General features: G+C 65.1%; 22 protein-coding genes and 1 other RNA gene. 13 read left to right on the top strand and 10 right to left on the bottom strand.

Annotated elements, in window-relative coordinates:
* Nucleotides 1-64: 64 nt before the first annotated feature.
* Entirely contained in the window at nt 65-1,594 is a 1,530-nt protein-coding gene (locus tag RFA01S_RS17350; protein WP_032406730.1) for a CoA-acylating methylmalonate-semialdehyde dehydrogenase, read from the bottom strand.
* Nucleotides 1,595-1,669: 75 nt separating this feature from the next.
* Between RFA01S_RS17350 and RFA01S_RS17355 the strand changes: the two genes are divergently transcribed.
* From RFA01S_RS17355 to RFA01S_RS17360, 3 genes are all read left to right on the top strand, one after another.
* The gene (locus RFA01S_RS17355; RefSeq protein WP_032384613.1) at nt 1,670-2,572 is read left to right on the top strand and encodes a LysR family transcriptional regulator; all 903 of its coding nucleotides are present in this window, start codon (nt 1,670-1,672) and stop codon (nt 2,570-2,572) included.
* A gap of 200 nt (nt 2,573-2,772) precedes the next feature.
* Nucleotides 2,773-2,898 carry a hypothetical protein gene (locus tag RFA01S_RS28200; protein ID WP_255032530.1) on the top strand — a complete coding sequence of 42 codons (126 nt, stop codon included), beginning with the start codon at nt 2,773-2,775 and terminating at the stop codon, nt 2,896-2,898.
* A 47-nt stretch (nt 2,899-2,945) separates the two neighbouring features.
* Nucleotides 2,946-3,914 (top strand): cobalamin biosynthesis protein, encoded by a 969-nt coding sequence (locus RFA01S_RS17360; RefSeq protein WP_032406729.1) that lies wholly within the window; start codon nt 2,946-2,948, stop codon nt 3,912-3,914.
* Here the strand turns inward: RFA01S_RS17360 and RFA01S_RS17365 are convergent.
* The 3 genes from RFA01S_RS17365 to RFA01S_RS17375 are packed head-to-tail and all read right to left on the bottom strand — an operon-like array spanning nt 3,855 to nt 5,953.
* Nucleotides 3,855-4,772, bottom strand: coding sequence for an SURF1 family cytochrome oxidase biogenesis protein (locus RFA01S_RS17365; RefSeq protein WP_032406728.1), 918 nt, complete (start codon nt 4,770-4,772; stop codon nt 3,855-3,857). The two genes, RFA01S_RS17360 and RFA01S_RS17365, sit on opposite strands and share 60 nt — an antisense overlap.
* Nucleotides 4,773-4,790: 18 nt before the next feature.
* Nucleotides 4,791-5,264: a low molecular weight protein-tyrosine-phosphatase gene (locus RFA01S_RS17370; RefSeq protein WP_174557281.1), complete on the bottom strand. Its 474-nt coding sequence runs from the start codon at nt 5,262-5,264 to the stop codon at nt 4,791-4,793.
* Complete coding sequence (locus RFA01S_RS17375) at nt 5,261-5,953, bottom strand: HAD-IA family hydrolase (protein WP_032406727.1); 693 nt, start codon at nt 5,951-5,953, stop codon at nt 5,261-5,263. Before RFA01S_RS17375 ends, RFA01S_RS17370 begins: the two co-directional genes overlap by 4 nt.
* Before the next feature lie 42 nt (nt 5,954-5,995).
* On the opposite strand from RFA01S_RS17375, the gene cobC reads away from it, so the two are divergent.
* The 4 genes from cobC to RFA01S_RS17395 all read left to right on the top strand — a co-directional run bounded on the left by cobC (nt 5,996) and on the right by RFA01S_RS17395 (nt 10,122).
* Entirely contained in the window at nt 5,996-7,033 is a 1,038-nt protein-coding gene (gene cobC / locus RFA01S_RS17380) for an Rv2231c family histidinol phosphate aminotransferase CobC (protein WP_032406726.1), read from the top strand.
* Nucleotides 7,034-7,047: 14 nt separating this feature from the next.
* Nucleotides 7,048-8,169 carry a Nif3-like dinuclear metal center hexameric protein gene (locus tag RFA01S_RS17385; protein WP_032406725.1) on the top strand — a complete coding sequence of 374 codons (1,122 nt, stop codon included), beginning with the start codon at nt 7,048-7,050 and terminating at the stop codon, nt 8,167-8,169.
* Between the two features lie 106 nt (nt 8,170-8,275).
* Complete coding sequence (locus RFA01S_RS17390; RefSeq protein WP_027497425.1) at nt 8,276-9,013, top strand: zinc ribbon domain-containing protein; 738 nt, start codon at nt 8,276-8,278, stop codon at nt 9,011-9,013.
* Complete coding sequence (locus RFA01S_RS17395; RefSeq protein ID WP_032406724.1) at nt 9,010-10,122, top strand: bifunctional RNase H/acid phosphatase; 1,113 nt, start codon at nt 9,010-9,012, stop codon at nt 10,120-10,122. Before RFA01S_RS17390 ends, RFA01S_RS17395 begins: the two co-directional genes overlap by 4 nt.
* A gap of 19 nt (nt 10,123-10,141) precedes the next feature.
* Here the strand turns inward: RFA01S_RS17395 and RFA01S_RS17400 are convergent, their stop codons facing one another.
* Both RFA01S_RS17400 and RFA01S_RS17405 read right to left on the bottom strand, forming a co-directional pair.
* Nucleotides 10,142-11,392: an SLC13 family permease gene (locus RFA01S_RS17400; RefSeq protein WP_032406723.1), complete on the bottom strand. Its 1,251-nt coding sequence runs from the start codon at nt 11,390-11,392 to the stop codon at nt 10,142-10,144.
* A complete protein-coding gene (locus RFA01S_RS17405) occupies nt 11,389-11,913 on the bottom strand; it encodes a DUF1697 domain-containing protein (RefSeq protein WP_032406722.1) in 525 nt (174 codons plus the stop codon). Before RFA01S_RS17405 ends, RFA01S_RS17400 begins: the two co-directional genes overlap by 4 nt.
* 71 nt (nt 11,914-11,984) lie before the next feature.
* Here RFA01S_RS17405 and RFA01S_RS17410 point away from each other — a divergent pair, with 71 nt between their 5' ends.
* The 5 genes from RFA01S_RS17410 (at nt 11,985) to RFA01S_RS17430 (ending at nt 16,118) form a co-directional block, all read left to right on the top strand.
* Nucleotides 11,985-12,563, top strand: a complete 579-nt coding sequence (locus tag RFA01S_RS17410) for a TetR/AcrR family transcriptional regulator (protein ID WP_238325068.1) — start codon at nt 11,985-11,987, stop codon at nt 12,561-12,563.
* 35 nt (nt 12,564-12,598) lie between these two features.
* Nucleotides 12,599-13,963, top strand: coding sequence for an MFS transporter (locus RFA01S_RS17415; RefSeq protein ID WP_371829106.1), 1,365 nt, complete (start codon nt 12,599-12,601; stop codon nt 13,961-13,963).
* 25 nt (nt 13,964-13,988) lie between these two features.
* Nucleotides 13,989-14,428: RNase P RNA component class A (gene rnpB / locus RFA01S_RS17420), an RNA gene on the top strand.
* A gap of 59 nt (nt 14,429-14,487) precedes the next feature.
* A complete protein-coding gene (locus tag RFA01S_RS17425; protein ID WP_027497419.1) occupies nt 14,488-14,670 on the top strand; it encodes a hypothetical protein in 183 nt (60 codons plus the stop codon).
* A 2-nt stretch (nt 14,671-14,672) separates the two neighbouring features.
* Nucleotides 14,673-16,118 carry an RNB domain-containing ribonuclease gene (locus RFA01S_RS17430; RefSeq protein ID WP_032406720.1) on the top strand — a complete coding sequence of 482 codons (1,446 nt, stop codon included), beginning with the start codon at nt 14,673-14,675 and terminating at the stop codon, nt 16,116-16,118.
* Here RFA01S_RS17430 and pip read toward each other — a convergent pair.
* The 4 genes from pip to RFA01S_RS17450 form a co-directional block, all read right to left on the bottom strand.
* Complete coding sequence (pip, locus tag RFA01S_RS17435) at nt 16,108-17,064, bottom strand: prolyl aminopeptidase (RefSeq protein WP_032406719.1); 957 nt, start codon at nt 17,062-17,064, stop codon at nt 16,108-16,110. The genes RFA01S_RS17430 and pip overlap by 11 nt on opposite strands.
* A 1-nt stretch (nt 17,065) precedes the next feature.
* Nucleotides 17,066-17,515: a hypothetical protein gene (locus RFA01S_RS17440; protein ID WP_045841259.1), complete on the bottom strand. Its 450-nt coding sequence runs from the start codon at nt 17,513-17,515 to the stop codon at nt 17,066-17,068.
* A gap of 41 nt (nt 17,516-17,556) precedes the next feature.
* Entirely contained in the window at nt 17,557-18,408 is an 852-nt protein-coding gene (panB, locus tag RFA01S_RS17445; RefSeq protein WP_032368131.1) for a 3-methyl-2-oxobutanoate hydroxymethyltransferase, read from the bottom strand.
* A gap of 143 nt (nt 18,409-18,551) precedes the next feature.
* The gene (locus RFA01S_RS17450; protein ID WP_032406718.1) at nt 18,552-20,276 is read right to left on the bottom strand and encodes an NAD+ synthase; all 1,725 of its coding nucleotides are present in this window, start codon (nt 20,274-20,276) and stop codon (nt 18,552-18,554) included.
* Between the two features lie 83 nt (nt 20,277-20,359).
* On the opposite strand from RFA01S_RS17450, the gene RFA01S_RS17455 reads away from it, so the two are divergent.
* Nucleotides 20,360-21,931, top strand: coding sequence for an alpha/beta hydrolase (locus RFA01S_RS17455; protein WP_032406835.1), 1,572 nt, complete (start codon nt 20,360-20,362; stop codon nt 21,929-21,931).
* Nucleotides 21,932-21,986: the final 55 nt, after the last annotated feature.

Genomic DNA, 21,986 nt, shown 5'->3' on the forward strand with positions numbered 1-21,986 from the left:
ATCTCCATGTGCGTGGAACTTCGTAGTGGGCTACGAGTTTCCACGCACATGGGCTTTGTAGAACTCAGTTGTTTGCAGGAAAGCCGAGATCGATACCGCCGTGGCTGGGATCGAGCCAGCGACTGGTGACGGCTTTGCCTCGCGTGAAGAAGTGCACTCCTTCGGTGCCATGAGCGTGGCTGTCGCCGAACAAACTGCTCTTCCAGCCACCGAAACTGTAGTACGCCATGGGAACGGGGATCGGCACATTGACACCGACCATGCCGACCTCGACCTCGTTCTGGAAACGCCGCGCCGCCCCGCCGTCGTTGGTGAAGATCGCCGTGCCGTTGCCGTACGGATTGTCGTTGATCAGGGTGAGGGCTTCGTCGTAGGTCTCGACACGCACGACCGAGAGCACAGGACCGAAGATCTCGTCGGTGTAGATATTCATGTCCGGTGTCACATGGTCGATGAGCGTGGGGCCCAGCCAGAATCCGTCCGCAGCCCCGTCGGGTTGGACGGTGCGGCCGTCGACGACGATCGTGGCGCCGGACGCCTCGCCTGCGTCGACATAGGACGCAACCTTGTCGCGGTGTACCCGGGTGACGAGCGGGCCCATGTCGGCACCGCGGGTGCCGTCGCCGGTAACCAGTGGTGTGGTGCGTTCGGCGATCTTGGCGACGAGCTCGTCGGCGATCTTCCCGACGGCCACGAGAGCGGAGATGGCCATGCATCGCTCACCCGCCGAGCCGAAGCCGGCGTTGACCATGGCGTCCGCGGCCAGGTCGAGATCTGCATCGGGGAGGACGACGGCATGGTTCTTGGCACCGCCGAGGGCCTGAACACGCTTGCCGTTGGCGGTGCCTGTCGAGTAGACGTACTGGGCGATGGGCGTCGATCCGACGAAGGAGATCGACTTGATCTTCTTGTTCTCGAGCAGTTCGTCGACGGCCTCCTTGTCTCCCTGCAGCACGTTGAACACGCCGTCGGGCAGGCCTGCCTCGGCCCAGAGCCGCGCGAGCCAGATGCTGGCACTCGGGTCCTTCTCCGACGGCTTGAGCACGACGGTGTTACCGGCGGCGATGGCGATGGGGAAGAACCACATCGGCACCATGGCAGGGAAATTGAAGGGGGAGATGATGGCCACCGGCCCGAGCGGCTGACGAATGGAATAGACGTCCACTCCGGTGGACGCATTCTCGGTGTAGCTGCCCTTCAGTAGATGGGCTATGCCACAGGCGAATTCGACCACTTCCTGGCCGCGAGAAATCTCGCCGAGGGCGTCCGAGAGCACCTTGCCGTGCTCGGCCGTGATGATCTCGGCCAGCTCGTTCTTCTTCGCGTTGAGCAGTTCTCGGAAGGAGAAGAGGATCGAGGTGCGCTTGGCCAGGGAGGTGTCGCGCCACGCGGGAAAGGCAGCTGCGGCGGCGTCGATGACGGCGCGGGCATCGCTCCGATCGGCGAGCGTGAGCGTGCCGGTGACCTCCCCGGTGGCGGGGTTGGTGACCGGTGACGTCCGATCGGAAGATCCGGAAAAAGTCTTACCATCGAGCCAGTGTGAGATGACGTCGGTCAACGTTTGTTCCTTCCATCGGTGTGTCTCGAGTCTCATTCGAATAGATGCACATGTCAAAGGCCAAAATCGCAGATTGCCGTGCATAAATGCACAGGGGGATAGGCTGGGCGAGTGTTCAACCCAGACCACCTTCGTTATTTCCTCGAAGTGTCGAGAACGGGACGTCTGACCGATGCGTCTCGAACGCTCGGCGTGGACCACACCACGGTCGGTCGACGCATCACGGCACTCGAAAAGTCCGCAGGGCAACGTCTTTTCGACCGAACCCCGACGGGATGGCGATTGACCGAGGCGGGGCGAAGGCTGGTCGGGTACGCCGAAACCGTCGAGTCCACGCTGATCGCCGCCTTCGAAGATCAGACATCCGATACCGGATCGCTGCGAGGGACGGTACGCATCGCTGCCCCGGACGGATTCGGTGCCTTCGTTCTGACGCCGAAGCTGGGTGCGCTTCGTGACAAGCACCCCGATCTGGATATCGAACTCGTCACCGCCACCGAGCACAACTCGTTGGCCACCAGGGAATTCGACATTGCCATCACGTTGGAACGGCCGTCGCCCAGGTTGGTGGTGGCCCGGCAACTGGCGACCTACACCCTGGCGCTCTATGCCGCCGAGCGATATTTGGCTGCGCAGCCGACGATCGACTCGGTCGACGGTTTGCGTGGGCACACCCTGATCTCCTACGTGGATGCGCTGCTCGACGTTGCGCCGTTGCGCATCCTGGATTCGATTCTGCCCGACGGTCGGGCGCAGATTCAGACCAACAACATCACCGGCCAGTGGATCGCGGCGCGGTCCGGCGTGGGAATTGCGCCGTTGCCCAGCTACATCGGCGAACCGGACGACACGTTGATTCCGGTGTTGCCGGGCCTCGTCTCGGTCGAACGCACCTACTGGACGGTGATTCCGCGGGAGCTGACGGGGTTGGCGCGGGTGAAGGTGGTGGACGATTTCATCGGCTCGGTCGTGGCCGAGGAGCCGCACATGCATGCGGTGCCCGTCGGTCGATAGTCGCGGTCACTAAATGCACGAGATCGGCGGTGGCCGTTGAATTTTGGACGTTCTATGTGTCCGGCGTCTCGTGACGACAGACACACGTGACGCCGACCTCAAAGCAGTGGGAATCGCCCTACCGGCGGGTAACAATCTGTCACGGAACACGTCGGCCACGGCACCGCCGCGGCAGGCCCACAACGATTCTTGGGGGAATCATGACCATGTTCGTAGTAGCAGCAATCGGTTTCGTCGGTATGGCCATAGCCTTGCTCAACGACGGAAGCGACATCGACTTCAGAAGCCGTCAGCTCTCCGGCGCGTACAACCGGCGCTGGGCCTGACCCGTACCGATTCCGCACACCGGATGGCCGGTGGATAGATTCGTGCGATGTGGACACACCCCCGAGCGATCGGATTGCTGGTCGGTTACGTCCTGGATCGAGTGTTCACAGACCCACAGCGCTGGCATCCGGTAGCAGGATTCGGAACGGCTGCCCTTCGCGTCGAGGCTCGGCTCTACCGCGACAACAGGATTGCGGGTGTCATCCATACCGCCGTACTGGTCGGGGGCGTCACCGCACTCGGAATCGCGTCCACGCGAGCAGTGTCGCGTCTCGGCCCACCGGCCGAGGCCGCTCTGGTGGCTACCGCGACGTGGGCCGCGCTGGGCGGATCATCGCTGTCGGTAGTAGGTCGCGCGATGGCCGATCACCTCGACCGAGACGACCTGCCCGGCGCACGCGCATTGCTCCCGTCACTGTGCGGACGTGACCCGGCATTCCTCGACTCCGACGGGCTGGCACGCGCGGCACTCGAATCCATCGCCGAGAACACATCCGACGCAACAGTCGGTGTCGTGGTGTGGGGAGCCCTGGCCGGCGTACCGGGAATCCTGGCGTACCGAGCCAGCAACACACTCGATGCAATGGTGGGATACCGGTCTCCGAAATACCTACGTTTCGGATGGGCCGCCGCACGCCTCGACGACGCGCTGAACCTGGTGCCGGCACGAGTCACGGGTGCGGCGACTGTTCTCGCGGCACCGCTGGTGCAGGGTTCTGCTGCACACGCGCTACGGGTGTGGCGACGCGACGCGTCCCGTCATCCCAGCCCCAATGCCGGGGTGCCGGAAGCCGCGTCGGCGGGTGCGCTCGGACTACAACTCGGCGGGCGCACCCAGTACCGGCACGGCGTGGAGATCAGGCCGACACTCGGCGACGGGCGAGCGCCCACGGCACGGGACCTTCGGCGAGCAGTCGTCCTGTCGACGCGGGTGCAAGAGTTCGCGACGGCTGCGTCAGCGGTTCTTGCCGTATCGATCCGCCAGGCGAGGGTCCGTCGGCGTTCTCGCCTGTGATGCCGCGCGGGCCCTGGCCCGCTTCTCGCGTCGGGTCGGAAGAGTGAATTCTTCCTCGTCGTCCGACGCGGAATCGTCGTCGGACGTGGGGTCGGACTGATCGGACATCGCGTCGGCCATCTCGGTTCGAGACATGCGTCGCTCCCGCAGCTCGGCGCGGACGAAATACGCAAGACCCAACGGTGCCATGATGCCGAACGCCAGCCACTGCAGCCCGTAGGACAGATAGGGGCCCGCGTCGGTCTGCGGGAGCTCGATGAGGCCGAGGCCACCGGGTTGACCGTCGTCGAGCTGCAGGTACCCGTCGATCGCGTCGACGCCGACCGCTGCGCCGATCTGCTCCGGGTTGATGTTGTACACCTGCAGGCGGCCGTCCTCCTGGATCGGCTCACGTGATGTTCCTTCGGCCTGACGAACGCGGGCATCGAGAGTGACCGGGCCGGTTGGGGCTGCTGCGAACTCGGGCGGTCGCGTTCCCTCCACCGGGAGCACGTATCCGCGGTTGACGAGAACAGTAGGGCCACCGTCGATGACGAACGGAGTGATGACCTCGTACGCGGGCTGCTCACGAATGCTGCGCAGCCGCACCAGGGCGTCGGAATTCTCCACGTAACTGCCCTGCGCGATCACCCGCCGCCATTCGTCGTCGGCCGCGAATCCGTTCCCGGTGAGAACGTCGGTGATCGGCACCGGATCTGCCCCGACCGATCGGGTGATCAAGTCGTTGCGTGCAGAAGTCGAGGTGTTCTTGCCCAGCTGCCACGGAGCGAGCACGCTGAAGCACAAGAATGCGAACGCCAGCGCGACGGCAGCCAGCACCAACCACTTCGGACGTAGCAAGAACCGTAACTTCTCCACCCCACCACGGTAGCCGGGTCAGGCGGTCAGCCGAGACCGCGCCCAATCGATCAAGCCGGGCACGGCGTCCTCGATCTGTTCTCGCACCTCGGTGAACGCAGAATCCGACGAGTAGTAGGGATCTGCGACCGACGCATCGTCGGCGTCGGGATCGAACGAACGCAGCAGCTGCACCCGATCGGCCGGTGCACCCAACTGCAGTAGAGATCGAGCGTGGCCGGTGTCGAGAGCAACGATCAGATCGGCGGCGAGGTGGTCCGGTCCCACCTGGTTCGCTTCGTGCTCGCTCTCGTAGCCGTGCGCATCGAGTTCCGCGACCGTCCGCGGGTCTGCGCCGTCGCCGACATGCCACCCGTCGATTCCCGCGCTCGATACGCGGACTGCATCACTTAGGCCCGCCTCGGTCAGGTGGGCGGAGAACACCTTCTCGGCCATCGGTGATCGACAGATGTTTCCGGTGCACACGAACGTCACATGCAGTGGCTCGCTCACCGCGACGCCTCCGTGTTCTGCTCGAGCACGGCGGCCAGTTCGTCCATGTCCGACGCGGTGAACGCGGCGTCGTCGCTCTCACCGTCGATGCCGTAGCCCCATTCCACGTAGACCGCCGGAATTCCGAACCGGGCCGCGCCGTGCACATCGTGATCGCGGTCGCCGATCATGATCACCCCTGCGGTGCCGCCGTCCGAGGATTCGACGGGATCGATGCCGAGATTGGTCAGCGAGTGCGCGATGACGTCGGACTTCGCTCGCCGCGACCCGTCGTGGCTGGCACCGCCGATGAAGTCGAAGTACCGCGACAAGCCGAAGTGGTCGAGAATTCGGACGGCGAAGCGCTCCGACTTGGACGTCGCCACGCCCAGCCGAACACCGCGATCCCGCAATCGCGTCAGCACCGTCTCGATGCCGTCGAACGCGGTGTTCTCGGCCCAACCCCGCTCGTCGTAGCGGTCGAAGTAGGCGGCGAGCGCGCGCTGAGCTGCCTCCTCGTCCAGGCCCATCGAGCGCAGCGTGTCGATCAGCGGTGGACCGACGACGAGAGAGAGTTGCTGTTCGGTCGGTTCGGGAGCGCCGACCGAGGCCAGCGCGTGGCGAAATCCTGCGTGAATTCCCGGTGCGGAATCGGTCAACGTTCCGTCGAGATCGAACAGGACAACGGATGCGGGCAGAGCGGCAGACATGGCCTGAGCCTATCGGTGCACGTGACGGCTAGGCTCGTCGCGATGTCCGATACAGCGTCCGGCCCCGATGCATTTCTCCGTCATCACGGAGATCTCGAGGTCGGCTCGGGCCTCGTCGACTTCGCCGTCAACGTGCGCGGTGATGGCCCGCCCCCGTGGCTTCGTGATCGGCTCGCTGCAGCCCTGAACTCGCTCGGTTCGTATCCATCGGGGGCAGCCGAGCGGGCGGCTCGGGAGCAGGTCGCCGCACACCACGGACGCTCGCCGGACGAGGTACTGCTGCTCGGTGGCGGAGCCGAAGGATTCGCGATGCTGCCGCGGCTCGAGCCGGCCCTCGTGGCAACCGTGCACCCGTCGTTCACCGAGCCCGACTGGGTGCTCGAGCAGGCCGGCATTCCCGTGCATCGGGTGTTACTCCAGCCGCCGTTTCTGCTCGATCGGGGCCTGGTGCCCGAGGCCGCCGACATGGTGATCGTCGGCAATCCCACCAATCCGACGTCGGTGCTGCATCCCCGAGAAGTAGTACTCGGTCTGCGTAGGCCCGGCCGCACGGTCGTGGTCGACGAAGCATTCGCCGACGCAGTGACGGGAGCAGGAGAGTCGGTCTCCTCGGACAGCGTCGCGGACGTGCTGGTACTCCGAAGCCTGACGAAGACGTGGGCATTGGCGGGGTTGCGGTGCGGCTACGCTCTGGCCCATCCCGACGTACTCGAACGAATGCAGCGGGGCCGTGCGCACTGGCCCCTGGGCACTCTGCAGCTCGAAGCAATCCGCGCCTGTACCGAGCCGTTCGCTGTCGAGCAGGCCCGAGCCGAAGCGCTGCGTATCGACGCCGAACGTGACGCCATGATCGCGAGACTGACCGCACTCGGTCTCGACATTGCCGGACCGGCGCGAGCGCCGTTTCTTCTGGCGCGGGTCGACGGCGCCGACGGGATCCGAGAACGCCTGCGCACGAAGGGAATTGCGGTTCGGCGCGGCGACACGTTTCCCGGACTGGATCGCAACTACCTACGCGTCGCCGTACGGGACTCGGCACACGTCGACATACTGGTGCATGCGTTGAACACCGTTCTGTGAGGAGAGCAATCGACATGGCAGTGACTCTGGCGAACGTCATCGAGGTTCTCGACAAGGCATACCCGCCTCGATTGGCCGAGAGCTGGGACTCGGTGGGATTGGTATGCGGAGATCCGGAATCCGAAGTGCGACAAGTGCTCTACGCCGTCGACGTCACCCCGGCCGTCGTGGACGAGGCCATCTCCTGGGGTGCCGACCTCATCGTCGCCCATCACCCTCTGCTGCTCAAAGGAGTCGATTCGGTTGCGGCCGACACCGCCAAAGGCTCGGTGATCCACCGCCTGATCAAGGCCGACTGCGCGCTGTTCACCGCCCATACCAACGCCGACTCGGCCGATCCCGGTGTCTCCGACGCACTCGCGTCGGCCCTCGGTGTGATCGACACCAGGCCACTCGATCCCATTCCTGCTCCGGCGCACGACAAATGGGTCGTATTCGTGCCGTCCGCCGACACTGCGGCGGTGCGCCAGGCGCTGTTCGACGCCGGAGCCGGTGAGATCGGCGACTACAGCGAAGCGAGTTGGCACACCGAGGGGCTGGGCCAATTCCGGCCGCAGCCCGGTGCTCATCCGACGCTCGGTGTCGTCGGCGAAGTCCACACCGTGACCGAGGACCGAATCGAGGTGGTGGCATCTCGGGCCGACCGCGCGCGGATGCAGTCCGCGCTCAGACGTGCGCATCCGTACGAGGAGCCCGCGTTCGATGTCTTCGAGTCCGCGGCCCTACCGTCGTGCACCGGTCTGGGGCGGATCGGACGCTTGCCTGATCCGATGACCCTCGCCGAGTTCACCGATGTCGTCCGAGACGCTCTGCCGGCCACCAGCTGGGGAGTGCGAGCAGCGGGTGATCCGGACGCGACGGTGTCGATCGTCGCCCTGTGCGGGGGAGCAGGGGACTCGTTCCTCGCAACCGTCGCGCGGACCGACGCCGACGTTTATGTCACGTCCGATCTCAGGCATCATCCCGTCGACGAGCACCTGAGGGCGGGTGGGCCCGCGGTGATCGACACGGCCCACTGGGCGTCGGAGTTCCCGTGGTGTGCTCAGGCGAGGAGCATCGTGGACGCCGAATTCGGCGACACGGACGGCTGGAGCAGCAGGGTCAGCGATGTCCGTACCGACCCGTGGACGCTGTGACCGACGAACCCCGCGACCGGGGGACTGGACGGATCCGGCTCGGTACGTTCTGCGCAGCCGGTAGGGTAATCGGAATCAACTTCCATAGTCGCAGGAGTCATCAAGCGTGAACGTCGATCCCAAAGTCCAGGCCTCGCTACTCGAATTGGCCGGTGTGGATACCGAACTCTCGCAGATCGCCCATCGCCGAAAGACCCTCCCCGAGCAGCAGGAGGTCGACAAACTCGAGGCCGAGCGCATCACCCGCAAGGATGCTGCCGTCACGGTGCAGATCTCGATGGACGACCTCGATCGCGACATCCGCAAGCTCGAGGGCGAAGTCGATGCCGTTCGCCAGCGTGAGGCGCGCGACAAGAAGATGCTCGAGAGCGGCACGATTGCGCCCAAGCAGATGACCGAGCTGCAGCACGAGCTCGGCAGTCTCGAACGGCGGCAGAGCATCCTCGAGGAAGAACTGCTCGAAGTCATGGAACAGCGCGAGGCCAGCGAGCGCGATTACGAACACGCCGGAGCGCAGTTGACGCAGATCGAGGACGAAATGGTCGACGCCGGTCGTCGCCGCGACGACGCTGTCGCAGATCTGGACGTCGCCGAGAAGCGGAGCGCCGAGCGTCGCGAGGCATTGATCTCGGGTATGCCGGCCGATCTGCTGGCGCTGTACGAGAAGCAACGCGCACTGACCGGTCGAGGCGCAGCATTGCTGCAGGCCCGCCGATGCGGCGCATGCCGAATCGAGCTCGACCGCAACGAAATTGCGAGCATCGCCAACAAACCTGCCGACGCTCTGGTTCGTTGCTCGGAATGCAACGCAATCCTGGTGCGCACCAAGGAGTCCGGAATTTGAGTGCCGCGCAACGGGTCGTCGTCGAAGCCGACGGCGGCTCCCGCGGCAACCCGGGTCCCGCCGGATACGGAGCCGTGGTGTTCACAGCAGATCGCAGCGAGGTGTTGGCCGAACGCCGGGAGGCGCTGGGAATCGCAACGAACAACGTGGCCGAGTACAGGGGCCTCATCGCTGCGTTGACGGCGGCCGCGGACGTCGGTGCCCGTGAGGTCGACGTTCGGATGGACTCCAAACTCGTCGTCGAACAGATGTCGGGACGCTGGAAGGTCAAGCATCCCGACATGATTCCGCTCAATCGCCGAGCGGCGGAGCTTGTTCGGACGTTCGATCACGTCACCTTCCAATGGATTCCGCGGGAGCAGAACTCACACGCCGACGGTCTGGCGAACGAGGCGATGGATGCCGCGGCCAAGGGGATCGACCTCCCTGATCTGCCCGATTCCGAACCGGCCGCGAAGCAACCCGCGGCGGCCCCCGGGTGGACCGGTGCAGTGGGCGACCCCACCCGAATGTTGTTGTTGCGCCACGGCCAGACCGCGCTGTCGGTCGACCGGCGATACTCCGGCCGCGGAAATCCGGAACTGACCGAGCTGGGAGTTCGACAGGCCACCGCTGCAGCGGCAAGGCTCGGCGGACACGACGACATCGCAGCGATCGTCTCGTCCCCCCTCGGCCGCGCCCGACAGACTGCCGACGCCGCGGCAGGTGCACTCGGACTCGACGTGACCACCGTCGACGATCTGACCGAAACGGACTTCGGCGACTGGGAAGGTCTGACCTTCGCGGAGGCGAAAGACCGCTATCCTGAACAACATCGGGCCTGGCTGGGCGATACCTCGGTGACCCCGCCCAACGGCGAGAGTTTCGACGCAGTGCGCACTCGAATCGAAGCGGCACGCGATCGATTGATCGGAGAGTACGCGGGCAAGACGATCGTCGTCGTGACACACGTGACGCCGATCAAGACACTGCTGCAACTGGCACTGGACGTCGGACCGTCACTGCTCTACCGAATGCACCTGGACCTCGCGTCGCTGAGCATCGCCGAGTTCTACCCCGACGGCGGGGCATCGGTGAAATTGGTCAACGACACGTCTCACCTGACCTGATCCTGCGGAGGTGCGGGTCTCAGATCTGCAGCGCCAGCCATAGGCCCGCCACTGCTCCGACGATGGTCAACGGGGTCGTGATGACACCGAGCACGGTGAACGTTTTCAGATCCGCCGGCTCGTCGTTGGCCGATGCGACGCGTCGCCACAACATGATCGCCAGTGAACCGACGTAGGTCAGGTTAGGACCGAGGTTCACGCCGATCACCATGGCCAACAGCAGCGCCGGGGGAGCGTCCGCGCCGAAGGCCGCCAGCAGCAGCAATGTTGCGGGCAGGTTGTTGACGATGTTCGACGCCACCGCCGCGATGGCAGCTGCGGCCAACAGGGACGCGAAGGTGGTGTCGGACGGCAGGATTCGCGCCAGCCAGTCGCCGATCGGGCCCGTCGTCACGCCGAGCACGACGATGCCGAGAAGGAAGACGAAGCCACAGAAGGGCAGATCGGCACCGCGCAGGATCGCGCGAGGCGTGGTGTGGCGAGCGCGAAGCGCCGGGATTGCCAGTGCCACGGAGCCCACGGCAGCCACCCAGAACGGTTCGATATCGAACAGTCCTGCCACGGCGAAGCCGATCAATGTCGCGCCGAGGATGACGAGTGTGCTTCGCGGTGCTGGGACGTCGTCAGTGCTGTGTTCGGTCGCGGAGTCCGTCGGTGTCGCAGTGCGGGTCAGATCCTTGCGGAAGAAGATCAGGAACACCGCCAGTTCGATGGCGACCGCGAAAATCCACGGCAGTGCCATGAGCGCGGTGAAGTGCAGGAAGGTCAGGCCCGTCGCAGCGAAGGCCAGTAGGTTGGTCAGATTCGACACCGGCAGCAAGGTCGACGCCGAATTGGACAGGTGCGCAGTGGCGTAACTGTGTGGACGCGGCGACATCCCCAGGATACGAGCGGCACCGATGATGGCCGGTGTCAGCAGAACAACGGTCGCGTCGAGGCTCAGTACGGCTGTGGTGGCAGCGGCAGCGGCGAACACGAGGGCCAGCAGTCTGCGGGGGCTGCCCTTGGATCCGCGGCGTAGCTTCGCAGCGATCCAGGTGAACACACCGAGGGCATCCGACAGATGCGCCAGGATCAGGATGAACGCCAGAAAGACGACGGTGGGTGCGAGTTCGAGTACCTGCTCACGGGCGGCGTCGAGGCTGACGAGGCCGACGAGAAGAACAACTGCGGCCGCTGGAAGTGCAGCAACGATCTCCGGAAGACCGCGCGGGCGAACGATGGCGAAGACGAGAACGGCGGCGACCAATGCCGCAGCGAGAACGGTCACGCGAGAATCATCACGAGAGTGCGGACGTTCCGCGTGGTGGTCGTGGCCTTGTACTTCGCCTTCGCCGTGGCTTTTCCGAACGTACTGTCGGTGGTGTTGCCCTTGCGCACCTCCCAGTAGAGCACGCTGTTCCCCTCGGCAATCCTCTCGAGATCGGGCTCGAGTTCCACTGCAAGAGCGGACAATTCGGTCAAATGGCTATCGTCGTTACCGAACACCACATAAGGATGCCAGCCCTCCCGTTCGGCGTCGAACGGGTAGGACTCCACTATCGCCCTCAGTGTCGGGACGTCGAGTACGACAACCCAGGCTCGGTAGCCGAACGCCTCGGCGAGCGTGCTCTCCACCTGTGCTTTCAAGGCGGCGGCCGCCAGCGGAGACTGCAGCAGTACGTTGCCGGTCGCCAGAATCGTGCGGACATTCGTGAAGCCGGCCGAGGCCAGAGCTGCGCGGAGGTCGACCATCTTGATGTTGATGCCGCCGACGTTGATGCCGCGCAGCAGCACAACCCATTCACTCATGGGAGGAACTGTAGTGAAGCGCACGAGAACAACCATTGAAGTCAGCAGTTAGTAACCAGTAACTTAGCGGCATGGCACAGAGAGGACGGATGACAGGCCCGGAACGACGGCAGCAAATACTGCGGATAGCGGCAGACGAATTTGCATCGTCCGGACTGCACGGCGGTTCGACCGACAGGATCGCCCGCGAAGCAGGGATCACCCAGGCCTACATCTTTCGAATATTCGGAACCAAGAAGGCACTCTTCTCCGAGCTGGTGGTCGCGTCGTTCGACCGTGTGGCGGATGGGATGCGCGAGGCGGCAGGTACTGCCACCGGTCAGCAAGCCTTGGCCTCGATGGGGGAGTGCTATTACGCCATGCTCGAGGATCGAACCTCACTCCTGCTGCAGCTGCAGGGGATCGCCGCGTGTGGCGACGAACAGGTGCGCGACGCCGTTCGAGAGGCGTTCGGCCGGATGTGGAACACCGTCGTAGAGGTCACCGGTCTCGATGCGGTGACCGTCAAAGCGTTTCTGGCGTTCGGCATGCTGCTCAACAGTGGCGCGGCCTTGCAGATTCATGACGTCGACCAACCCTGGGCGAACGGAGTGGGTACTCGTATCCACGCCGGATTGTTCGACCACATCACGAGCGAGACGAACCGTTGATCTCCGGCTCCGAGCACGACGAATCACGAATGTTCGTGCCTTCTCTGTTGTTCGTCGGAGTCGTCGTCGCCGCTGTCGGTAGCCTCGGTGCCCCGCTGATCACCAGCGTCGCAACAACTTTCGCCGTCTCCCTCTCCAGTGCACAATGGACGTTGACGTTGGCTTTGTTGACCGGTGCCGTCACGACACCGGTTCTGGGCCGCCTCGGATCGGGTCCGCATCGACGGGCAGCAATCCTCGGGACACTGGGCGTCGTCTCGGCCGGAGGCATTCTGACCGCACTGCCGCTGTCCTTCTCCTGGCTGCTCCTCGGCCGCGGAGCCCAGGGAGTGGGACTGGCCCTGACTTCGATGCTGATGGGTGTGGTGCGAGATCATCTGTCCGACAAACGGTCCGGATCGACCATCGCTTTGTTGTCGGTCGCGTCTACTGCGGGTGTCGGTGTGGGCTATCCCTTGTCGGGGTTTCTGGCCGAGCACGGCGGTCTCCGGCTCGCATACGGATTCGGTGCTGCGATGACGGTCATGGCGTTTGCCGTTGCTCTGCGAGTTGTTCCTGCCTCGACGCGCACGCGCGCGACCCGGATCGACGTTCCGGGTGCGGTGCTGCTGGCGCTCCCTCTCACCCTGGTGTTCGTTCTCATCAGTGAGACCGCGCTGTGGAGGAGCCGCCCTTGGACGGCGGGGGTGCTGGCTGCAATCGCGGTCGTCGCTGCGGGCATATGGGTACGCGTCGAACTGAAAAGCTCGGCACCACTCGTCGATCTTCGGTTGTTTCGTCACAGGGCTGTGGTCGGAGCGAACGGCGCAATGTTGCTCGGCGGCATCGGAATGTATCTGCTGCTCACCCTCGCTACGCGCTACGCGCAGACGCCTTCCGGTGCCGGATACGGTTTCGGCCTCGACGTGTTCGCGGCGGGCCTCGTCCTGGTTCCGTTCTCGGTGTTCGGATTTCTCGCCGGCAAGCTGGTCCCCAGAGCGCTGCGTCGGGTGGGGGCAGCCAGCGCGCTGACGGTCAGCGCACTGATCGTTCTGGTGGCTCTCGCCTTGTTCGCCGGTACCCGCACCGGCATCGTTGAACTCTGTGCGGTGATGGCGATTCTGGGTTTCGGAGTCGGAAGCTTTTCGGCCGCGCTGCCGGCCGTCGTGCTGCCGGTGGTGCCCTCCGCGGAGACCTCGAGCGTCATGAGTATCAACCAGGTGGTGCGCAGTGTCGGATTCTCTTTCGGAAGCGCGGTCGGTGGTCTGGTACTCGCCGCCGGAACGAGTCCGGGATCCACCTTCCCCGGAGAGGATGCCTACACGTCCGCCGCCTGGGTGGGGGTGGTCGTCACCGCTGCCGCGGCCATCGTGAGTGCCTCTGTTCTTCATGGCCGGGCAATCGCCGGGCATCCGACGTGAGACGGGTAGAGTACGCAATCGCGAACGAGTTGGCCGGACGGCTGCGGCTCGGAGGACCGGCGGATCATGTCCGTCGCGCTTCGGGCCGAGGAAAGTCCGGACTCCACAGAGCAGGGCGGTTGTTAACGGCAACCCGAGGTGACTCGCGGGACAGTGCCACAGAAAACAGACCGCCTGCGGATCGGTTCTTCGGAATCGAGCTGCAGGTCAGGGTGAAACGGTGCGGTAAGAGCGCACCAGCATCTCAGGTGACTGGGATGGCTAGGTAAACCCCGCCCGGAGCAAGGTCGAAGGCTGCACCGCGCAAGCGGTGCAGCTGCGCAGGTGCTCGAGGGCTGCTCGCCCGAGCCTGCGGGTGGACTGCTCGAGGTACCCGGCAACGGTGTGCCCAGATGGATGGTCGTCTATTCGATCTCGCGAGAGCGGGTCGATGCACAGGATCCGGCTTACAGGCCGACTCGTTCGCACTCCAATTTCTCGCGCGGTACACCTGCGGCGTGGCTGTATGGGGCACACTGGAAGTCATGACCGACGACGACAGCTCCTGGTACTACGACATCAGCACCAAGCAGGTTGTGCAGGGCAAGGAGACCAATGCCCTCGACCGCATGGGTCCGTATCCGGACAAGGCCACCGCAGAGCAGGCGCTGAAGATCGCAGCCGCCCGCAACAAGGCCGCCGACTCCGACGACGACTGGAACAACTGACGGTGCTGCTCACCCGGCTGAGGGCTCCGAACTTCGATTTCGAGTCCATCAGATCCGAGTTCGGTCTGTCCGATGTCTTCGACGCAGACGTGATGCGCGACGCGATCGAAGCCCGAGACCTGCACGCCGACAGCAGAATCGACCGCACCGACATTCCTTTCGTCACCATCGACCCACCCGGCTCGAAGGACCTCGATCAAGCCGTACACATCGAGAAGACGGCCAACGGCTTGGTGGTGCACTACGCGATCGCCGACGTGGGTGCGCTGGTGATGCCGGGGGGAGCGCTCGACGTGGAAACCCGCCGACGCGGCCAGACGTACTATCTCCCCGACGGATCTGTTCCGTTGCACCCGCGTGAGTTGTCGGAGGGCTCGGGAAGCCTGTTGGAGGGACAGACTCGCTGCGCTGCATTGTGGACCATCGAACTCGACGACGTCGGTGAAGCCGCGGCGTGGACCGTCACTCGGGCGCTCGTGCGTTCGACCGCGCGTCTCGATTACACGGGAGTGCAAGCCGACTTCGACGCCGGCACACCGCACCCGTCGATCGCTGCCCTTGCCGAATTCGGACACCTACGGGCGGAGGCAGCGAGGCGTCGAGGAGCCATCGACATCACGCTCCCCGAGCAGGAAGTGGTTCCGGACGGGCACGGTTGGCGAATCGTTCTGCAACCGCGAACAGCAGTGGACGGCTGGAACGCCGAGGTGTCCTTGCTGACGGGCATGTGCGCAGCCAGAATCATGCTCGACGCCGGAATCGGCATCGTACGCACGCTTCCGCCCGCACCGCCCGAGGCCGTCGAGACCCTGAAGAAGACCGCGAACGCACTCGGAATCGAGTGGCCCGCCGGCGCGTCCGCCGGCGCGGTACTCGCCGGCCTGCCCACCGACGAACCGTCGACTCTGGCGATGATGACTCAGGCCACGGGATTGCTTCGGGGAGCGGACTATTCGGCGTTCGACAGTCGGACCCCGAACTCGACCATCGATGCACCCGGCACCGACGATTCCGTCGAACACTCGGGTATCGGAGCGCCGTACGCTCATGTGACGGCCCCGTTGCGACGGCTGTCGGATCGGTTCGCCACCGAGGTGTGTCTGGCCGTGGTCGCCGGTGTGCCCGTCCCCGAGTGGGCGGCGCAGGCGCTGCCGGAGCTACCGGCGATCATGCGTGGATCGGATTCTGCAGCATCGAAAGTGGACCGAGCCTGCATCGATCTGACCGAAGCGCACGTGCTCGAAGACCGCGTAGGTCATACGTTCGACGCAGTGGTGCTGCGCGGTGCCGAGGGCAAGCGTGACGCCGAGGTGCTCGTGTCCGAACCGATCGTCATGGGCAAGTGCGACGGCGAGCCGCCTGCGGGGGAGTCGGTGAAGGTCCGATTGACTCGGGCCGACACCGACTCGCGCACAGTCCGATTCGACTATCCGTCTGTCACGGCCTGAAGCGGTCGGTCGCCTCGACCAGGTGGTGGACGATGCCCGGCTCGGCCGCAGAATGGCCGGCATCGTCGACGATCACCAGATCTGCACTCGGCCAGGCCTTGTGCAATGCCCACGCGCTCGTGGCCGGGCACACCACGTCGTAGCGGCCCTGCACGATCACGCCAGGAATACCGTCGAGCAGGTGCGCGTCGCGTAACAACTGGTTCTCTTCGAGGAAGCACCCGTTGCAAAAGTAGTGGTTCTCGATTCCGGCGAAGGCGCGAGCGAAACGCGCATCCGAATTATGCTGTACAGCATCGGGTTTCGGGAGCAGGTAACTCGTCGCTGCCTCCCACGACGACCACGCCACCGCGGCCCGGGTCGCGGCAGCGTCGTCCTCGGACATCAACTGTCGGTGATATGCCTCGACCAGATCCCCGTCTCGTTCGCCTTCCGGAATGGGGGCGAGAAACTCCTCCCACAGGTCCGGGAAGATGTGTCCGGCACCGCCGCGATAGTACCAGTCGATCTCCGACGGCCGGACGAGGAAGATTCCTCGGAGCACGAGTCCTCGAACCCTCTCGCGATGCGTCTGTGCGTAGGCCAGCGACAACGTGGAGCCCCAGGATCCGCCGAACACCAACCAGGTGTCGATGTTCAGGTGCTCGCGGAGTTTTTCCATGTCGGAGATCAAGCGATCGGTGGTGTTGACCGACAGATCTGCCCCGTCGGCAATATGTGGGGTCGACAGCCCGCAGCCTCGCTGATCGAACAACACGATGCGGTAGACCTGCGGATCGAAGTAGCGACGCTGCAGCGGATTGGTGGCACCGCCGGGACCGCCGTGCACGAACACCACTGGTTCGCCATCGGGGTTGCCGGAGATCTCCCAGTAGATCTGCTGCCCTTCGCCGACGTCGAGGTGACCGGTCTCCACGGGCTCGATCTCCGGGTACAAGGTGCGCATCCTAGAAACCGACCAGACCGGAGGCCAGATCCGGGATGTCGAGGGAGCGGATGGCCTCGTCCCGCACGTCCGAGCACGTTTCCTTCGTGATGTCGTCGACGAGCGCGCGATTCTGCACCACCTGGAGATTGATGACGCCGCTCTGCGCAGCCCAGGTCTGCACCAGAATGTTCAGACCGCCGCGGCCGAGAGTGGGGCCCTGCACGCGCCAATTCGACAGCTGCGCCTCGAGATCGGTGCACAGCTGCTGCTTCTGGGCATCGGTGACAGCTGCTCCCGCAGGAGTCGTCGTCGCCACCGTCGTGCTCGGAGCGGTCGTTGTGGTCGACGACGAACCGGTATTGGTCGTGTCGGTGCTGCATGCCCCCACTACGGCGAGAAGCGCAGCCGCACCGACCAATGCGACTGCGCTTCGTCCTGCAATGGACGTCGTACCCCGTCTGATTGTCATGGCCCGAGTGTGCCATCCGAACCGGGATCAGACGACGACGGTCAGTAGCTGTGTTCGGGTCCGGGGAAGACTCCCGAGCGCACCTCGGACATGTACGTGGTGGCTGCGGTGCGCAGCGAATCGCCCACGTCGGCGAACTTCTTGACGAACTTGGCGGTCTTGCCGTTGGTGTATCCGGCCATGTCCTGCCACACGAGAACCTGAGCGTCGCATTCGTTGCCCGCTCCGATTCCGACCGTCGGGATCGTGAGCTTGCGGGTGACCTGGCCGGCGATGTCGGCGGGGACCATCTCCATGACGACGGCGAAGGCACCTGCCTCCTGTACGGCGATGGCGTCGGCGACGAGTTGTTCGGACGCGTCACCGCGACCCTGAACGCGGAATCCGCCGAGAGTGTTGACGCTCTGCGGGGTGAATCCCACATGAGCCATGACGGGGATACCGGCAGCGGTGATGGCGGCGATCTGCGGTGCGACCCGCTCGCCGCCCTCGAGCTTCACCGCGCCCGCGAGGCCTTCCTTCATGAAACGAACAGCGGTTTCGAGTGCCTGCTGCGGTGAGGCTTCGTAGGTACCGAAGGGCAGATCTGCGACGACGAGCGCGTGCGGTGCGCCGCGTACCACTCCACGTACGAGAGGAAGCAATTCGTCCACGGTGATCGGCACGGTGGTGTCGTAGCCGTACACGACGTTGGCCGCGGAGTCGCCGACGAGAAGCACAGGCACGCCGGCTTCCTCGAAGATGCGGGCACTGGAGTAGTCGTACGCCGTCAGCATTCCCCAACGCTCACCCTCTGCCTTCATCTGCAGCAGATGGTGGGTACGGGTCTTGCGGGTCAGCGCGGTCGCCGGAGATTCGGTTGAGGAACCGCCGTACACAGCATTTTCGGACATCTTTGTCCCTTTCTGGTCCTCGAGGCCCGCGCGGCGGGTCCCCGGGATGGGGTGTGATGACGTCCCCAGTCTGCCACCGCCCTTCCGTCGCAGGAATGCTGGTAGGGAGTGCAATTTGTCACAGTCGCGCCAACAGCTGATCGTCACTTCGGGGGCTCGTACGCGCCCCTCCCGACCGTGATCGGCATCCGGCGATCGCGCCCGAACGCCCGCGACGTGACCTTGGTGCCGATCGGATACTGCCGCCGCTTGTATTCCGCCATGTCCACCTTGCGCACGACGTCCGCCACGACGGACGCGTCGAAACCCGCCGCGACGATGTCTGCGACGCCCTGATCGTGGTCGACGTACCGAAACAGGATGGCGTCGAGGGTGTCGTAGTCGGGCAGTGAATCGGTATCGAGCTGACCCGGCCGAAGCTCGGCCGAGGGCGGCTTGTCGATGCTCGATTCGGGGATCGGCGGGACGTCTCCGCGGTCGATCGCGGACTCGTTGCGCCAGCGCGCCAATCCCCAGACCAGCGTCTTGGGCACGTCCTTGATCGGTGCGAAGCCGCCGACCGCGTCGCCGTAGATCGTCGAATAACCCACCGCCAGTTCGGACTTGTTCCCGGTGGCAAGGACCAGATGACCGAAGGTGTTGGACAGCGCCATCAACACGATTCCCCGGCATCTCGCCTGCACGTTCTCCTCGGCCACGCCGGTCAGGTGCAGCTGGTCGACGAAGCCGGCGACCAGCTGGGAAATCGGTTCGGTTCGAGAGTGAATGCCGGTGCGCGCGGCGAGATCCTCGGCATCGATGCGCGAATGCTCCGAGGAGAACTCCGAGGGCATCGACACTGCGTACACCGCGTCAGCGCCGAGGGCATCGACGGCGATGGCGGCGACGACCGCCGAATCGATTCCACCGGACAGACCGAGGGTGACCGCACGAAAGCCGTTCTTGTGCACGTAATCTCGTAGCCCGGTCACCAACGCGCCCCACACCTGTTCCTCGGTGCCGAGGGGCTGAGCCAGGGACGGCTCGGTACGCTGCCAGCCGCTGATCGCGACGTCGGCCAGAGCGACGCGATCGATCGTCCAGCCCGCCACCGCGGGGGAGTCCGCGACCGGATCCGCGGGGGCACCCACGTCGACGATCAACAGGTGCTCGACGAATTGCGGAGACCGGCCCCACGTCGAGCCGTCGGGACCGAGCACGAGACTTCCCCCGTCGAACACCAGCTCGTCCTGACCACCGACCGCGTTCACGTACGCGATGGGGGTCCCGATCTCGGTGGCTCGGCGCTGGACGACAGAGTGGCGAATCGTGTCCTTCCCCTGCTCGAAGGGACTCGCGTTGAGGCACAGTAGCAGATCGACTCCGGCCGAGGCGTAGGCGGCCACGGATCCGCCGGGTTGCCAGATGTCCTCGCACACAACGAGTCCGAGTCGCACGCCGTTGACCGTCACGATGCTCAACCGAGAGCCGGGCGCGAAATAACGTGCCTCGTCGAACACCCGGTAGGTGGGCAATGAATGCTTGTCGTACCGAGCTGCGACCCGGCCGTCGACGATCACCGCCGCGCTGTTTCTCGAGCCCTCGACATCGCGGTCGAGATACCCGACCACGACGATGCGGTCGCCGCACCCCGCTCGGTCCAGGGACTCCGCCAGCCCCGTCAGTGCCCGCGCCGATGCCGCGGCGAACGACGGATTCAGCGCCAAATCCTCGACCGGATACCCGGTCAGGGCCATCTCCGGAAACACGACCACGTTGGCACCGTCATGGGCGGCACGGACGGTCCATTCGACGATCGCCGCCGCATTCGCTTCGAGATCGCCGACGACGGGATTGATCTGGGCGAGGGCGAGTCTGAGGGCCTGCACCGTGTAGACGCTAGTGCTCGACGGCCGTCCCTGCCGGGCAGCGAGAATGGAGTGTGGCCGGAAAGACCTGGCACGATCGACTCATGAGAACGCGCACCACGACGTCGGTCGTGGCACTGTCCGCAGTCGCCCTCGTCCTCACCGGCTGCTCCGCGCCCGGGCCCGGGCCCGGTGCCGACCCCGATCCGTCCACCGCGTCCGACTCCACGTTCCCGGCTCCGGCCGGTCCTGTTCCTGCCGGGCTCGAGGCGTTCTACACCCAGAATCTGCAGTGGGAATCGTGCGAGTCCTACAACACGGATGGATCCGAACTCGGCGATGCGATCCAATGCGCCCGAGTGACCGTGCCACTCGACTACGCCGATCCGGGCGGCAAGACCATCGACATCGCGATCTCTCGCACACAGGCGACGGGGGAGAAGATCGGGTCGATCCTGATGAACCCGGGCGGTCCGGGATCGTCGGGGCTCTACCTCGCCGAGCAAGCCGACGGCACCCCGATCGCCGACCGGTTCGACCGCATCGGATTCGATCCACGTGGAATCGGGGCCTCCGAACCCGAAGTGCGCTGCCTGACGTCCGAGGGAGTCGACGAAGAGCGTCGGGAACCGGACGTCGACGTCAGCCCGGAAGGGATCGCCGCCACCGAAGCCGATCATCGTGATTACGCGGCGCAATGTGTCGAACGCACCGGGGCCGACGTGCTCGAACACGTCGGCACCCGTGAAGTCGTCCGCGACATGGATGTCATCCGCGCAGTGCTCGGCGACGAGAAGCTCACGTACGTCGGGTACTCGTACGGGACACGCATCGGTACCGCCTACGCCGAGGCGTTCCCGTCGAACGTCCGGGCCATGGTGCTCGACGGAGCACTCGATCCCGACCAATCGCCCGTCGACGAGGCCGTCGCCCAGGGTGCGGCGTTCCAGACCGCGTTCGACCAGTTCGCTGCGGACTGCACGCAGACGGATACCTGTCCGCTCGGAACCGATCCGTCCCAGGCCGTGGCGCAGTTCCGGACATTGGTCGACCCGCTGGTCGACACGCCCGCCGACACCACCGATCCGCGCGGACTGAGCTACGACGACGCGATCACCGGAGCACAACAGGCGCTGTACTCACCGCAGCTCTGGCGCTTGCTGCGAACTGGACTGAGCGAACTGCGAGAGGGCAGGGGAGACACACTGCTGCGCCTCGCCGACACCTACTCCGGGCGACTCGAAGACGGTAGCTACACCAACATCGACGACGCGTTCAACGCCGTCCGATGCGTCGACGGCCCGCCGACCACCGACCGGGGGGAGGCCGACGAGGCCGACGCCAGGTTCCGAGCGGCAGCGCCGTACCTCGACGACGGCCGCTCCACCGGGAACGCGCCGCTGGATCTGTGTGCGTTCTGGCCGGTGCCGAACACCAGCGAGCCCCACATCGTGGAGGCGGAGGGGCTGCCCACGCTGGTGGTGGTCTCGACGACGAACGATCCGGCGACGCCCTACCAGGCGGGCGTGGAACTGGCCGACCAGCTGCGCGGCGACCTGGTCACCTACAACGGCACTCAACACACGGTGGCGTTCTCGGGAGTGGAGTGCATCGACGATCCGCTGACGAACTACCTGGTGGACCTCGTCCCACCAGGCGAAGGGCTGGTCTGCTGACACCTACCTCACCGGGCGCGCGGTGAGCGGAGAGTTCCACGAAGTGAGACTGAAT

The organism is Rhodococcoides fascians NBRC 12155 = LMG 3623 (genome assembly GCF_001894785.1).
GTDB classification, from domain to species: Bacteria; Actinomycetota; Actinomycetes; order Mycobacteriales; family Mycobacteriaceae; genus Rhodococcoides; species Rhodococcoides fascians.